The sequence below is a fragment of the Paraburkholderia sp. D1E genome (assembly GCF_052682275.1).
In genome coordinates, this window is record NZ_JBQYMB010000001.1 from 100,339 (window position 1) to 115,028 (window position 14,690).

The 14,690-nt window shown below is 56.3% G+C and carries 11 protein-coding genes and 1 pseudogene; 4 read left to right on the forward strand and 8 right to left on the reverse strand.

Translation table 11 applies throughout. From position 1 onward, the window contains the following. Positions 1 to 14 precede the first annotated feature (14 nt). Positions 15 to 1,247 carry an ABC transporter substrate-binding protein gene (locus tag ACUN0E_RS00520; protein WP_445565243.1) on the reverse strand — a complete coding sequence of 411 codons (1,233 nt, stop codon included), beginning with the start codon at positions 1,245 to 1,247 and terminating at the stop codon, positions 15 to 17. A gap of 354 nt (positions 1,248 to 1,601) precedes the next feature. On the opposite strand from ACUN0E_RS00520, the gene ACUN0E_RS00525 reads away from it, so the two are divergent. Beyond that, on the forward strand, positions 1,602 to 3,116 hold the full coding sequence (locus ACUN0E_RS00525; RefSeq protein WP_445565244.1) for an OprD family outer membrane porin: 1,515 nt from the start codon (positions 1,602 to 1,604) through the stop codon (positions 3,114 to 3,116). A gap of 410 nt (positions 3,117 to 3,526) precedes the next feature. On the opposite strand, the gene ACUN0E_RS00530 is transcribed toward ACUN0E_RS00525, so the two are convergent. Both ACUN0E_RS00530 and ACUN0E_RS00535 read right to left on the reverse strand, forming a co-directional pair. Beyond that, on the reverse strand, positions 3,527 to 4,159 hold the full coding sequence (locus ACUN0E_RS00530) for a class I SAM-dependent methyltransferase (protein WP_445565245.1): 633 nt from the start codon (positions 4,157 to 4,159) through the stop codon (positions 3,527 to 3,529). Between the two features lie 302 nt (positions 4,160 to 4,461). Continuing rightward, positions 4,462 to 5,139 (reverse strand): FMN-dependent NADH-azoreductase, encoded by a 678-nt coding sequence (locus ACUN0E_RS00535; RefSeq protein WP_445565246.1) that lies wholly within the window; start codon positions 5,137 to 5,139, stop codon positions 4,462 to 4,464. A gap of 145 nt (positions 5,140 to 5,284) precedes the next feature. Here ACUN0E_RS00535 and ACUN0E_RS00540 point away from each other — a divergent pair. Then, a pseudogene (locus ACUN0E_RS00540) lies at positions 5,285 to 5,702 on the forward strand (winged helix-turn-helix transcriptional regulator). A 283-nt stretch (positions 5,703 to 5,985) separates the two neighbouring features. Beyond that, positions 5,986 to 7,008 carry an IS110 family transposase gene (locus ACUN0E_RS00545; protein WP_445565247.1) on the forward strand — a complete coding sequence of 341 codons (1,023 nt, stop codon included), beginning with the start codon at positions 5,986 to 5,988 and terminating at the stop codon, positions 7,006 to 7,008. Between the two features lie 393 nt (positions 7,009 to 7,401). Here the strand turns inward: ACUN0E_RS00545 and ACUN0E_RS00550 are convergent, their stop codons facing one another. The 5 genes from ACUN0E_RS00550 to ACUN0E_RS00570 all read right to left on the reverse strand — a co-directional run bounded on the left by ACUN0E_RS00550 (position 7,402) and on the right by ACUN0E_RS00570 (position 13,382). After that, complete coding sequence (locus ACUN0E_RS00550) at positions 7,402 to 8,832, reverse strand: IS1182 family transposase (protein ID WP_445565184.1); 1,431 nt, start codon at positions 8,830 to 8,832, stop codon at positions 7,402 to 7,404. A 1,120-nt stretch (positions 8,833 to 9,952) separates the two neighbouring features. Continuing rightward, on the reverse strand, positions 9,953 to 10,780 hold the full coding sequence (locus ACUN0E_RS00555) for an SDR family NAD(P)-dependent oxidoreductase (RefSeq protein WP_445565248.1): 828 nt from the start codon (positions 10,778 to 10,780) through the stop codon (positions 9,953 to 9,955). Positions 10,781 to 11,101: 321 nt separating this feature from the next. After that, on the reverse strand, positions 11,102 to 11,881 hold the full coding sequence (locus tag ACUN0E_RS00560) for an SDR family oxidoreductase (protein ID WP_445565249.1): 780 nt from the start codon (positions 11,879 to 11,881) through the stop codon (positions 11,102 to 11,104). 105 nt (positions 11,882 to 11,986) lie between these two features. Then, positions 11,987 to 12,589: a short chain dehydrogenase gene (locus ACUN0E_RS00565; protein WP_445565250.1), complete on the reverse strand. Its 603-nt coding sequence runs from the start codon at positions 12,587 to 12,589 to the stop codon at positions 11,987 to 11,989. A 229-nt stretch (positions 12,590 to 12,818) separates the two neighbouring features. Beyond that, on the reverse strand, positions 12,819 to 13,382 hold the full coding sequence (locus ACUN0E_RS00570) for a TetR/AcrR family transcriptional regulator (protein WP_445565251.1): 564 nt from the start codon (positions 13,380 to 13,382) through the stop codon (positions 12,819 to 12,821). A gap of 638 nt (positions 13,383 to 14,020) precedes the next feature. Here ACUN0E_RS00570 and ACUN0E_RS00575 point away from each other — a divergent pair. Further along, positions 14,021 to 14,590: an AAA family ATPase gene (locus ACUN0E_RS00575; protein WP_445565252.1), complete on the forward strand. Its 570-nt coding sequence runs from the start codon at positions 14,021 to 14,023 to the stop codon at positions 14,588 to 14,590. Positions 14,591 to 14,690: the final 100 nt, after the last annotated feature.

Here is a 14,690-nt window from a genome sequence, read left to right on the forward strand (position 1 = left end):
CCTGCGTGAATGGTTCAGGGCGTGACCTTGTAGATCCGCTCGTTCTGCGGCGGCAGAAAGCTACTGTCAAAGACAGCTTGCGGCGTCGGTGCGTGGGGCAACGCCAGTGCATCGGCGACGATACGGATATCGCCGGCAAGTCGTGTGTCGTCCACGTTACCGATGCCGTCGTGCGCAATCTCGGGGCTGCTCATGTCGTTGTGCAGCGTGAAGAGCAGCTTCTGCGTTTCCACGTCACGATTCAGAAGCGGCTCGCGCTTCATCAGGGCTGTAATACCTGCGTCCGGATCGGCGATCACGTCGCGAATCGCGTGGTTTAGCGCCCGCACAAAGCCGCGCACGGCGTCCGGATGGTTCGCTACGAACGTCCGGGAAAAGAAGACCGTATTTGAATAAAGATTCATGCCGTACTTGTCGTACCGGATAAAGCGGATTTTTTTGGCGGGATCGACACCCATCGATTTATCAGCGAAAACGAAGGTCGTCACATAAGTCGACGCCGCATCGAGCTGGCCGCGATCAAGCAGCTGTGCCGAGAGTGCGGGCGCAATGTTCGTGATCTTGACCTTCGACGTATCGACGTGATTGATGCGGGCAAAAGCTGGAAACAGCTTGAGCGTGGCATCGTTGACGCCGCCGCCGATGGTTCTGCCTTCCAGATCCCTGGGGGTATGAATCGGGCTGTCGACGGGTACTGCGAACGCGAACGGCGTCACGTTATAGAGCAGAAACACGGCAATGGGCGCGTCCGAAGGTTTCTGCCCTGCCAGATCGATCAACGCGTTGATGTCACCGAAGCCGGCATCGTAGGCACCGCTCGCGACCTTCGGGATAGACCCTGCGGAACCATCGCCCTGATCGAACGACACATCGAGACCTTCCGCCTTGAAATAACCTCGATCCTGAGCAAGAAAGAACCACGCCTGTGGTCCTTCGTATTTCCAGTTCAGCACGAACCGGATAGACGTTTGGGCATGCGCGCTCGCCATGTGCAAGGCGAACAGCGAGAGTGTAAATAGGAAGAGCGTCCGGAACCAGGCGCCTGGTGTGCGGGATCGCGGCTTGTTGATTGTCGTCAGGCGGACTGCATGCATGGTGGTGTTCCCTTGAGTGAAGGCGCCACAGCTTTGTAAGTAGTGGGCCCGCGTTGGTCGGAGGTAGCGTGCGTTGTTGACCGGGGAACGGTAAAACAAATAAAAAATGGGAAAGGCCACTTTTTCGGCATCGAGACGTTGCCGAAAAGGCAACCATCCAGCTCCGAGTCCAGACCGAGCCATCGTGCGAAGTAAATCGCCACAGCGCAGAATCGCGTGTTTCGAAACGAATGCGGCACGCATCAGCGAAATCGAGCTCGAGTAGCTAACCGCGAGATGCCCTCCCGATGGTCGGTATCACGTCCCCCGTCGCCATAACGGCAACGAGCAGATGCCGAAAAAGTGCCTTGTAGCCAATTTTTTCTGCCTTAGTGTCACACCTGCCCGGCGTCATCGCCGGTACAAGTCATCTCTGACCGATGTTTCGCTGACGCTGCGATCCCGTACGGGGGGAATTCATACGCAGACGGAAACAGAGAGTTCGACCCACTCGCATCCACTACGACCATGACGCTATTGCACCTCTCAAATAAATCAACACTACTTATCATTTATGCAGCCTTTGCAGCCACCGCTTTTACTCCTAGAATTTCCTTTGGACAGAACTCCGACAACACCGCAGCCACGGCAGACGTGACGGCTAGCGATGCAAAAGCAGAAAAGAAGGCGGCACAAAAAGCGAAAGATGCTGCGGCGGCCTCTGCGGTAGAGAACAAGGCGGGAAAGAACGGAGATTTGCGCGGCAACACGGTCAACCCCTCACAATCCGACGCGGCAGCCGAAACCAGCCCCGTTCCCGCACCCGCGGATGCAGGCAAGGAAGCCACCAACCTTGCAGAAATGATTACCAAGGGTCAGTTTTTTGGGAATGTGCGCACTTTTTACTACGCTTCGCACAATGCATTTTTTTCAAAGGGTGCGAATCAGAATACGTTGAGTTATGGCGGTGAACTGGGCTATGTCACAGCACCGTTCTACGGGTTTACGGTTGGCGTAAGCGGTTATTTGCAACGGGGCATCGGTCACTCCGACAACCCGAACTACGTTGACAGCTATCTGGGTCCAAACATCACGACGTTGGGCGAGGCATACGTCAAGTGGGAAAAAGACCAATTCCAGATTACAGCCGGCAACCAGGCGCTCAATGTCCCGTTTGCATCGAGTTATGACTGGCGAATTGCGCCACAGCTTTATCAGGGCGCGGACGCAAAATACGGCGACGACGACAACTTCATCACCGCTTTCAAGATGTTCCGCTTCAAGTCGTACACGAGCAATTCGTTCACAAAGACCACGAATTACGACGAAAGCTTCGATCCGTACTCAGGTATCGGCGAGCCAGAAACGAACGGTTTCTGGGGCGTCGGCGCGGCGCACAAGTTCAATCTGGATCCCGTGACGGTGAACGCGCAAGGTTGGTATCAGACGTATCAGGATTATGCCGACCTCGCCTACGTCGAGGGCCGCGTCAGCCGGTCAAATGGCTCCTGGAAGCCATTTGCCGCCGCGCAGTATCTCCATGAAACCGGAGACGGTCGCGAACTGCTCGGCCATGTGGACAGTCAGGTGTACGGCCTGCAACTCGGCGCCAAGCACAACTCGATGACAGTGAGCCTCGGGTATAACTTCATCGCGCCTCATCGCAACTCGTACCTTAACGGTGCGTTGGTCACGCCATACGCACACGATGTGTCGGGCGGCCCGCTCTTTGCACAGCCGTTCCTGACAAGCACGCAGGATCTTGGGTCCGGCAACGCTTACGCTATCGATATCAACGGTGCGCCAATGGGCAACTGGTTCATCGGTGCGAGATATTCGTTCATGGATCTGAAGTCCGATGCTGACGGGCCGAGCCTTAACGGGTCTGAATATCTTGCATACGCGATTTACAATTTTGCGGGCAAGCTCAAGGGTCTCAGCGTGGCGGACTTCTTTGCCGTGCAGACCTCACCGGCCAAGGGAAATACTTTCGTGCAAAACCGCTTCCAGCTTCAGTACGCATGGGGTCCCCAAATTCCCTGAAGAGTCACTTGATCTGACACCGCCTCCTGCAGAGCGCGTGCCCGCAACCTGCCGGGCCGCGATCTGACTGAGAAAACGAAACTCATCGTCAGCAATTCCTTGAGCAGCGCCACCCGGGTTGTATGGACGCCATCAACCCGTTCTGTGTTCTATCGGGATGCACGGAGGTCTGCATTACGCTCTGCAGCGGACATTCGGTCGGGAGACGCGAGCGTCCGAAAGTGGCCGCACGCTGCCTGTAGCGGCCGACGATAGGCGTCCCCGCTTCTGCCGATTGTGCGAGATCCACGACTGGCCGTTTTTCTGCGCGATGGACAGTGCTGCAAATCGGCTGCTTTGCGCTGCATCAAAGCGGCTTGAACGCGAGCATCTGCCAAGCCCAACGCGGGCATACGGTGACAGCCCCAGTTTCAGGCGACCGGTTTGCGCCACACGCTGGCTAGCCACGGCTGCCGCTCACGCGGCAAGCCGGTGGGCCGGTAATAGTGCTCAATTTCGACGAATCCTGCGCCCGCCATATATCGGCGCCATGCTTCGAGATCATGGAAGACGCCGTAGCGGCCATGGCTCCAGCCTTCCTGATTCGTGCCGCGCGGGTTGGAGCTGAACAGCACGCCGCCGAGCTTCAGTGTAGCGTGCAATTGCCGCAACACGCGCGGCAACGCCTGACTCGGGACATGGAACAGCGCGGCGTTGGCGAAAATACCGTCAAAGTGCGCAGCCGGCAAATCGAGATGCAGGAAATCCTGCTGCCAGACGTCGCAGCCAGTCGCGTCACGCGCCATTGCAACGAAGCGCTCGGCGCCATCGAGGCCGACCGCGCAATGGCCCAGTGTAGTGAAGGCCTTGAGATCCCGCCCCGGCCCGCAGCCGAAATCCAGGATCGTAAGAGGGGGCTCGACTTCGATATGGTGCAGCAGCGCCGCGATGTTCTGCGTGACGTCGTGGTCATACGTGCCGTCGCGGAAATCTTCCGCGTGCGCGTCGTAGTGCTGCAACGTGACGGCACTGATTTTATCGAGGTCGCGGGGGGCGAGTTCCATGCAGGAAGTATATCTCGGGGCTTTTCCCGCACGACTACGTCGTACCTCCGGTGTCATCGGCCGTGGTCGGTTGCGTGCCGAACAGGATGAACAACGCAATTCCGTGTGCGCAACTGATTCCTCTTGAGTTTCCGAGGAACGCGCACGGTATCAGGCGAACGGCTGGAGACGGGCCGTACCTTGCCCATCGTCGTGCGATCGACCCGTGCGTGCCACGAGCGGCAGCACGCGACCCTGACGAGACGTTCAGGCTTCCCCGAAGCGGACACCCAATCGGCAAAGGTCGGGCCATCTCTCTACTTTCAAGCTGCCTTCAGGACGGCGATTTCAGCCAACGCAGACTCGAGCGCGCGCTGCCGTTGCTCAGGGCCTTGGTTGACCCCTTCGGCACGGACAAACGTAATGTCGGTGACTCCGATGAAACCGAAAAAGCTCGTCAGGAAAGTCTCCTGGTGATCCATGAAGGCCATCGGCGACGGCGCGGAGTAGAACCCGCCACGCGAGGACGCAACGACCACCCTCTTACTGCCGGCTAGGCCTTCCACGCCCGTCGCGGTGTAGCTGAAGGTCTTGCCCGGCGCGGCCAAGCAGTCGATCCAGGCCTTCAGTTGGCTCGGAATGCCGAAGTTGTACATCGGGGCGCCAATGACAACGATATCGGCGGCAAGGAACTCGTCGAGGGCCGCGTTAGTTTCCGCAACCTCATCCTGCGCCGAAGCATCGACCGGCGCACCACCCCGCATGGCGGCAGCTACCACCTCCCCAATCTTGCCGTCCAGCGCGCCAGCTTCGTATAGTGCTTTCAGTTTGGCGAACCGGGTGGCCGGTGACTGATGTGGCACAGGGTCGGCCGCCAGATCACGATAGCTGACCCCGAGACCCGGCAAGGTCTCCTTGAAGCGGGTCACGATATTGGCCGACAGTTGGCGACTAACAGACTCGGCGCCTGAGATACTCGAATCAATGTGCAAGAGTTTCAAATTTCTTCTCCGGGATCTGAGGATCGGGCAGCACAGGGGTCGCCCATGCCATCTCGTCCCCACAGTAAGGAACAATTTGTTCGTTACGCTATGATAGAGGCTGAAAAAGTTCGCACAAGGAGGCACTTCTTTGTCTGATACGAACATTCCTGTTCGCGCCACCCAGACCTCGGATTCCCACGAGGGGTGTCGGGCAGTAGCTCCCTACGCTCGCCCGCATCGGCGACAAATGGACGGTGATGGTCGTCGGCACACTGTCGAACGGACCGATGCGATACAACCAGATTGCGCGCGTGATCGAAGGCATTTCACAGCGCATGCTCACGCTTACCCTGAAAGGTCTGGAGCAAGATGGCCTGGTCAGCCGGACGATGTATCCGACCATTCCACCGCGTGTGGACTATGAACTGACGGACCTCGGAAGGTCGCTGATCGTGCCACTACGGTCACTCCACAGCTGGGCCGTGGAGCACCGGCCCGCGATGCGGGCCGCACGCGAGGCGTTTGCAAAGCGGGAGCAACAAAGTGGGTTGCGACAGGCGCGCTTCACCGATCCGAAGTAGCGTTTAACGGGGAGGTCGCGACTGAAATGAGCGTTAGCACCAAGCGTTTCTAACGCATTCATAAGCGGACGCGGATCGCAGATTACCAACTCGTGAACGACCGGCTGATTGCCGATGGTCAACGATCTAAACATCGGTATCGAACGTCCGTAGTTGGCCCAGATGGAATGGACACCGCCCTCCCTTCGGGGAGGTAGGCATGATTGAGGGCCTCCAGAACCGAACGGCATCAATGTGCCAAAGTGGAGTTGCGACACAACCACTTGAGGAACGGAGGCCCTAAATGAATGCTACGACATATGGACTGGATATTGCAAAGCGGGTGTTCCAGATGTACTGGGTCGACGCACAGACCGGTGAGATAGCCAATCGCCGGTTCGGACGCGACGATTTAATTGCGTTTCTAGCCCAACGTCCTGCTGGTCGAGTGGCCCTCGAAGCTTGCGGAAGTGCTCACTGGTGGGCGTGTAAAATTCAGGCACTCGGACATGAGGTAGTCTTGTTGCATGCGCAATTTATCCGGCCATTTGTCCAAACGAACAAGACCGACGCAGCGGATGCTCGGGCCATTTGGACTGCTGTACAGCAACCCGGGATGCGCACGGTTGCTGCAAAGACAGAAGATCAGCAAACCATGTTGAGCCTGCACCGCATGCGCTCGTTGCTCGTCAAGTTTCGCACGATGCAAGTGAATCAGCTACGTGGCTTGCTCTACGAATTCGGTGCGACGTTTCGTGCCGGACGGTTGGCAGGGCTCACTGAGATCCGCGAGCGCATGGCAGAGTTAGAGGACACGCTACCAAGACCGATCGTCCTCAATCTGCAAGACCAACTACGACGCATCAACGCGTTTGAGGACGATATCAGTCAACTCGAGAAGCGCATCGGCGCCTGGCAGAAACAGGAAGCGGCGTGTCGCGCAATCTCCGAAGTGCCGGGCATCGGCAGACTCACCGCCACCGCGTTGGTCGCAACAATTGGAGATGCCAGGACGTTCAAGTCGGGACGTGAGTTCGCTGCGTTTCTCGGGCTTGTTCCTCGGCAACATGGTACGGGCGGCAAGGTTCGATTGGGCTCGATCTCAAAGCGAGGCGACCCATACCTGCGCACGCTGCTGATCCACGGGGCGCGCTCCGTCCTGTGTCACGCCAAGGTACCAACTGCCTGGCAGAAAGGAATTCAGGAGCGGCGACCTGGCAACGTAGTAGCCGTGGCTCTTGCAAACAAGATGGCGCGAATTGCTTGGGCCATACTTGCCCACGAGAGTAGTTACGAAACGAATCACGTCAGTATGAGACCTGCGTAGCAGTATGAGACTTTGAAACGTTGAGGAACTGGTAGGTTGCTAGGGTTGATTCCATGTGATGGCAAAACAGGTCGGACCGCAAGAACGCAAACCTGAACACAGTCTTGTGCTCGAAGCACGTGGCCCAGATGAGGACGTTCTTGGCGAATTCCATCAGGGCTCGCGGCTTCGGCTTGCACAAAGCCGGATATAAGACCGCAGCCGATACCTCGTTACAGCATCACATCAAGATCAACTTGGCAAACCGGGCGGTGTCCATATAAGACTGTGTCAAAACGGGCGGCCACAAGAAATAACGAAACCGGCCTCATCGGACGTTGCAGCTTTTCGATTGCGACAAGCCGAACGAAACCCGGCGAACAGTTGCAAAGGTTCAACAACCCCATGCGGGCATCACGCCCGCATTGCCGTTATAAGCGTTTCCGAACCGAGTAACCGGATCACTCGCTTCATGTTGTACGCCAGCACGTGCAAGCTCATTTCAGTGCTCACTCGTTCGATGGTCCGCGTGAGGAAATGAGTGGCCCCCATCCATGCTTTGATCGTGCCGAAGGGATGCTCGACTGTCTGCCGCCGGGTCCGCATTATCTCAGGAGCATGATCAAGTCGCGCCTGCATTTCTTCAACAAGGGTCTCGTGCTCCCAGCGGGTCATACGCCGCTCAGTGCCCGGCGTGCATTTCTCTTTTAACGAGCACTGCTGGCAATTCGAACTCCAATACTTGCCCAGCTTCAGAGCACGCTCTACTGTCCAGCATCGCCAGATGAGCCGCTCACCGGCCGGACACCGATATTCGTTCGTTTCCGGGTTGTAAATAAAATCATCCCTGCTGAAACGGCCATGCGCCGTGGCGGTTGATGTCACCGTCTTTGCCACGAATACGGTGATGCCAGCTTCATGGCATGCAAGTATCTCTTCGCTCTTGTAGTAGCCTCGATCCGCGATCGCAGTGAGTTTGCCTACACCCATTTCCGTTCGGGCAAGCTTCGCCATCGACGTCAGTTGATCACGGTCAATGCCGTTGTTAGTCACCTCGTGCGCGACGATCAAATGGTGTTTCGTATCCACTGCCGTCTGGACGTTGTAGCCGACAACGCCGGTCCCACGCGTCTTCATCGAACGCGCGTCCGGGTCGGTAAGCGAAACCTGTTTGTCAGGTGTCGCGTTCAGTCGCACCTCGATCTCTTTGAGGCTTCGCATCTGCTCCTTCAAGGCCGCAATCTTGTCTTGCAGTCGCTCCGTCCTGACCTTCGCGATTGCCGGCTCCTGACGATCCGCTGTGTCCATTGCCTCGAGATAGCGAGCGATACTTGACTCGATGTCGCGCATGCGTCGTTCAAGCTTCGCGCTCGTGAAGTTACGGTCGCGGTGGTTCACCGCCTTGAACTTGCTGCCGTCAATCGCAACAATCGCTTCGGCGAAGAGGTCCAGACGCTGGCACAGCACGACGAACTGACGGCAGACGCTACGGATCGCTTTGCCGTTGTCTTTACGGAACCGCGCAATGGTCTTGAAGTCCGGTGCCAGGCGGCCCGTGAGCCACATCAGTTCGACGTTGCGCTGGGCCTCGCGTTCAAGGCGGCGGCTCGACTGAATACGGTTCAGGTAACCGTAGATATAGATCTTGAGCATCACCTCGGGGTGATACGACGGCCGACCAGTCAACGCTGGTTGGACTCCTTCAAACCCAAACTTATGAAGATCAAGCTCATCGACAAAGACATCAACTACGCGCACGGGATTTGTGTCCGTCACGTAGTCATCGAGCGCTTCAGGGAGCAGAGAGCTTTGTGTACGATTGTCGCCTTGAACGAACCGTTTCATGTTGCTCAACCCTTGCTATCGGATGGTAAATTTTAACGCGCCAAAATGCGTTTTGACACAGTCTGGGCCGAACCGCGACGAAGGTCGACCGGCCCGGTTCGACCCGAAGCAGCCGGTGGCAGCGCCAAGTCGATTGGCCGCTAAGGATACCAAACCAAGCGAACTGATGCCGGCCGAAAATAGTGGAAGCCAACGCGCCGTAAAATGCAGCCATGCCCCCCGGTAGCCGACGTCAGTACAACCGCGGGCATTCCGACCGGGCGATTCTTGAAACGTCGATGCACTCTATAGTAATGGTCGGGTATCGCTGTTTCTTTCCTTTGCCGAGCGATTCGAACAAGTGCAACGTTCGTCCATCTTGTACGTGGTCTCGAATCGCTTTGTTCCCCCGTACGAATTCCATATTGCAGTGACTGCTTCACTCCGTCAGGCTCTTTCCTATTCTCGGGTGAGGGTCAGGTGTTCCACCAGATCAAGTTGAACGACCAATGGCCGAAATGCGTGATCCGCTCGAGCTCTGCGAGCGCGACGATGCGCGCTCTCAGGAGCACGTCTCGCGCCGCGCGCTATTTCGCCCGCCGCTCGGCTTGGGAGAAGGCGGAATGCGCGGGTTCGGACATCCCCAACGTAATGGCTGCGCGCCGCGGAGCCGGCTCGCTTGAATCGGGCGTCATGGGAGACTGTCCCCCGGATTTGTTTTCCCTTAGCGAGATTGAATCGCGAGAACCAACTCGATGACCTGATGATCTTCCGCACTCAACGAGTCAGGATGAAACTGCAGCAGCTCCTGCAAGGTGTTCAACAACCGCGTCCTCGCGAGCGGGGCAGCCCTCAAGATCGGCCATGCGTGCATGAGAAAGGAAGGCGGTATGACGCTTCGGCGTTCGCACCAATTGTCGAAGAGACGGACGCACAGTCAATCTCTTCAAGCGCATTCGATTCTGAAAGGGCTCGTGTCATTTTTTAACGGTCTCTTAGTGCCGGTTTCATTCGCCATGAAGGGAATCCCCTTGTCCGCGCCCCTGGCGCCCACGAACATCAGCCCGCCAGAGCCGCGCCGCACGAGCCGTTCGCCGAAGTGGCGAGCAATATCGAGGTGCGCCACCGTGTTTATCCGTTATCAGGCCTCCGCCCGTGCGTTCGCAGGAGCGGATTTGTTGGCAAGCCCTTTACCAAGCAAGTCCGCCTCCATCTTCCGCGCAAGAGAAGCGGGCACGAGGGCGTTCAAAATGCGGTTCAGCCGGCCTGGAACGATTCTGGAGCGGTTTTTGGACAGACCGCTGAGGCCCTCAGACACGCACTGCTCGACGCTCATCGGTTTCATCGGCATGGTCTTCGGATCGAGGCCGAACTTTTCGAGCACCGCTGTGTTCGTAAACCCGGCTGCCAGTACAGTGACGTAGACACCTAGAGGTTTGAACTCATAGTGAAGCGCTTCGCCAAGGCTGTGTACATACGCCTTCGCGGCTCCGTCATTCGCCATACAGGGAACGCCGTTTTCCGCACCCATTGCCCCCGCGAGGATGATTCCGCCCCGGCGTCGCTCGGTGAGTTTCGCGCCGAAATGGTGGGCGATGTCCAGATGCGCCATCGTACTGAGCCGCAAAGTCGCCTGAAGCAACTGCCGATCAAGCTTCAAGAACTCGCCGGGATTTCCGGTGCCGGCATTGGAGACGACAAGGCCGATGTCGAGATCGGCAGTGGCGGGGGCGAGTTGCCGGATGAAATCCTCCCGAGAGACATCAAGCACAACAACTCGATGCTCCACACCGTAACGCTTGCTAAGTTCAGCGCCTGCTTCCTTAAGCAAGTCCTCCCGCCGCGCAACGAGGACGACATTGATTCCTGAAGCGGCGATTTGCCGTGCGAACTCCTTGCCTATTCCGGACGAGGCGCCCGTGACGAGTGCCCAGGGGCCAAATCTGTGTTTATCGAGTGCGACTGTCATCTTTTCGCTCCGCTCTGCCTGCTTAGGGCTTGTTGCGTTTGTTGTGTCATAAATTATTCGGCAGCCAATGGTCGTGGGTCATACGTCAGCCAACTGACTTAGTGCTAAATTGAAAACAGGTCGATTCTTTTTGTCAACCCGGATTCTTGTGGTGTTGCCGGGTGGTCTTCGAATAAACGCTGGGTAAGCTCAATCAACTTTGTAAACACGGCCGGTCTGCGCCCCCAAGATAGCGCGTTTGTAGGCTTGTCCAACTTTCCATCCTTCGACTGGAATTATGCCGGGAAAGAACGGACCCAAACGAGCTTCGGATACTTCGAATTAATTCTGCGTTCTGAGCATGCGATCGACCGATCGGCTCATTTGTTTCAAAATAAATCCCGGCGCCACGCGATTCATCATTTTGAGCTGATTCGCCTGACCCGGACGAATTTCAAATCGATTGGTTTGCATTCCTTTGACGGCGACTTTAACCATGTCTTCCACCTTCATGATAGAAGCGCCTTTCAGGTCTTCAACATTAAAGTCATCCAGGAGTTCGGTTTGTGTCGCAGGCGGTGCCAGGTCAAATACCTTCACTTTGGTGTTTCTCAGTTGCACACGAAGAGACTCGGTGAACGAATGCAGACCGGCCTTGGTGGCGCAATAAACCGGTGAAATGGGTAATGGAACAAATGCCAATCCTGATGAAACGTTCATGATTGCCGCCTCTGATTTTGTTTTCAAATGCGGCAAGAATTGTTTCACCATGCGAATCGGCCCGCTCAAATTGACTTCAATCTCCCGAGTTATGTCTTCGAGGCTTCCAGCTTTGTCGTGAATATTTATCTCACGCATGATGCCGGCGTTGTTGATCAAAATGTTGAGCTCAGGAAATTGTTTCGTGACCTGTTCGTAAAGAGTAGCGATCGCTTCCGGATCGGAAACGTCGCTTCGAAAGGTGTGAATTTTTGGAAAGGCCGCTTTCGCACGGTCCATCTTAGCTTGATCGCGGCCCGTGATAAGAATCGTGTTACCAAGCGCCGCGAGTTGTTTGGTGAGTTCGTAACCGATGCCGCTGGCACCGCCGGTGATCAGAATCGTATTGCTCGTGAGTTTCATAATTAAATACCTCCCAAGTTATGTGATCATTTACAAATCGCACTCCACGTCGACGAGACGGCTCAGAACGTTGATGGGCGGTCTTCGAATAAACGCTGGGTAAGCTCATTCAACTTTGTAAACGCGGCCGGTTTGCGCCCCCAAGATAGCGCGTTTGTAGGCCTGTGCAACTTTCCATCCTTCGACCGGAATCATGCCGGTGAAGAACTGGGCAAATTGGGATTCGGATTCTTTTAGCATCGTGGGACTCACCACATTGATACGCAGTCCCTTAGGAAGCTCAATTGCGGCAGCCCGAACAAAAGCTTCCAACGCGCCCGAGACGGTTGAAGCCGCGACGCCGGCGATGATCGGATCGTCATTGAGAATGCCCGAAACCAAAGTGAAGGATCCTTTTTCTTTGATGAACGGGATCGCCTCCTGAACCAGATTGATCTGACCCATGAGTTTGCTTCCCAACGAGAACTGCCACTTTTCAGCGGTGAGTTCCGAAAGCGGAGCAAATGCGACTTGGCCTGATGCAATGGCCACGGCATCAAACGAGCCGACGGCTTGATAAAGCTCCCTGACACTTTCGCGGTTCTCGATCTCGACTTGAACATCGCCAGATTTGTGCCCGACCTTGACTATCTCATGGCCAGCACCCGCCAATGCCTTTTGAACGAGTTCGCCGATCTTTCCGTTTGCGCCAATCAAAATAATTTTCATAAAAACTCCGTTCTGCCCGCTTAGAGCCTGTTGCGTCATAAATTATTCAGCAGCCAATGACTGCGTGTATTGAAGTCAGTCAACTGACTAAATAGTAGGCCATAATCGATGGATTCTTACCTCATCACTCCGATTTTATGTCAGCGTCCTAACTCACTGCGATGGGCATTTTGCTCGGCCCGCTTCAGGCTTCGCCGTGTGGGCCTGCGGGTTCAGCCCGCCTGGTGTCTCACAAGCTTTGTATCCAATTCTTGAGGCGCTTGGTCTCCGTCGCCACAAGACCGGAGTCATGAAAGGTATGAGCCAGGATCGAAACGCCTTGCATGGCGGAAAGCAGGTGCACCGCAAGGCCGCTGGAGTCTTTCCCCTTCCCAAGTTCCCGAAACTGGCTCTCGATCCAAGCCAGGTGTTGAGCGAAGATCTCGGTCGATCTGGTGGCGATCGAGCCGCCCGCCTTGTGGAGCTCGGAGCAAAACGTCCCGACCGCGCAGCCGTGCTGTGCCAAGGAATCCCTGTTCTCGAAGACGCCTTGGACGCAGGCGCAAAGCCGATCTTTGGGCGATCCGGCTTCGCTCCATCGCTGCCGCTGCGCGGACAGCTGCGCTAGCCTCAACTCGACGATCGCCTCGCCAATCTCGTCCTTGGTCTTGAAGTAATAATAGACGTTGCCCAGAGGAACCTCAGCTTCGCGCGCGATGTCGGCAAGCGAGGTGGCGCCGAATCCGTTCTGGTACGCCAGGTCCACTGCCGCACTAACCAGCCGCGATCGCTTATCGATATGTGTCCTAGTCATGTTTGTGCTTTAAGTCAGTTATCCAACTTAGTATGAGAGAGGATAGGCAAACCTGTCAAGCCCCCGGCTTGCTTCCTGCCAGCCTCGGTGTCGCTGCTGAAGTCGCTTCTAAGTGGCTCGTCCTTTGTTCACTCGTCGGCCGATGTTCCATAAGCGTCAGGGGCGTGGTTCAAAACCCGTGTTTTTTTGCGTTACACAGACGAGCTGACTCGTCCTGCGTTTTCAGGCGTCGTAGCCGCACATTCTTTAATTTTCCCGTCAACGGCGGCTTGCGAGGTAGATCGGTCACATGAGTGACCACTTGCTCACGCGGCCGAATGACAGCTACTGGCCGAACCGCGACGAAGGTCGACCGGCCCGGTTCGACCCTGAGCCGTCGTTGGGATCAGCACTGACGGAAGGGCCGCTTTCGACGCGTTAGCTGCCGTCCTATGTTTGGGGGTGAGTCTAACGCTCGGACTGTGCCGCGTGGTTACGACTTGCCCCGTCTCGCCAGTTGAATTAAGCTTTGCGACATGAACCAATTTGTCATCAACTCGATTATTAGCGCCGCGAGAGTCTCGGCGGGATAGCTATTGAGTTGACAATATGCAATCAACCCCGCCCAGAAGGCGGGTTTTTGCTTTCTGGGCTCCTAGATGGAGCGCCTGGAAATGACAAGTGAAGGTCGAGTAGTCGACGCAGCTGGCCATCGTGAGACGGCTGTTTTGCATTTGGTTTGCGGAAAAATCGCATCGGGAAAATCCACGTTGATGGCTCGCTTGGGGGATGCCCCTCGGGCGGTCGTAGTTAGCGAAGACAAATGGATGGCATGTCTTTATCCGAACGAGATTCATACGCTGACCGATTATGCAAGCCGCGCAGCACGCATGAGAATGGTCCTCACTGAGCACATCCAGGGGCTCCTCGTGGCGGGTATATCCGTGGTGCTGGACTTTCCGTTCAATACGGCCAGCGCACGTGCTTGGGGCCACTCATTATTCGAAGCCATTGGTTGCGAGCATCGGCTTCACTATCTGGATGTGAGCGACGAGATATGCAAATCTCGTCTAATAGCGAGGAACGTTTCGGGCGAGCATCCTTTCCAGACATCGGAAGAGCAGTACGACCAAATCACCCGCTACTTCGTTCCGCCCGAACTCAGCGAAGGCTTCAACATCATCGTCTACGACGAGACAGGGAAGGTCCGTTCCCGGACAGAATCATGACATTCTAATGTCGGGTTGGAGGCGAAACGCGATGCCCGCTTGTGGCCGGGTACTGCCTCATGCGATTGGCATACCTGCGTCAGCCTTGCACGGCTACGGT

Coding starts and splice junctions, on each gene's coding strand:
- ACUN0E_RS00525 (WP_445565244.1), top strand. CDS start 1,602: ATGACGCTATTGCACCTCTCAAATAAATCAACACTACTTATCATTTAT.
- ACUN0E_RS00530 (WP_445565245.1), bottom strand. CDS start 4,159: ATGGAACTCGCCCCCCGCGACCTCGATAAAATCAGTGCCGTCACGTTG.
- ACUN0E_RS00545 (WP_445565247.1), top strand. CDS start 5,986: ATGAATGCTACGACATATGGACTGGATATTGCAAAGCGGGTGTTCCAG.
- ACUN0E_RS00550 (WP_445565184.1), bottom strand. CDS start 8,832: ATGAAACGGTTCGTTCAAGGCGACAATCGTACACAAAGCTCTCTGCTC.
- ACUN0E_RS00555 (WP_445565248.1), bottom strand. CDS start 10,780: ATGACAGTCGCACTCGATAAACACAGATTTGGCCCCTGGGCACTCGTC.
- ACUN0E_RS00560 (WP_445565249.1), bottom strand. CDS start 11,881: ATGAAACTCACGAGCAATACGATTCTGATCACCGGCGGTGCCAGCGGC.
- ACUN0E_RS00565 (WP_445565250.1), bottom strand. CDS start 12,589: ATGAAAATTATTTTGATTGGCGCAAACGGAAAGATCGGCGAACTCGTT.
- ACUN0E_RS00570 (WP_445565251.1), bottom strand. CDS start 13,382: ATGACTAGGACACATATCGATAAGCGATCGCGGCTGGTTAGTGCGGCA.
- ACUN0E_RS00575 (WP_445565252.1), top strand. CDS start 14,021: ATGGAGCGCCTGGAAATGACAAGTGAAGGTCGAGTAGTCGACGCAGCT.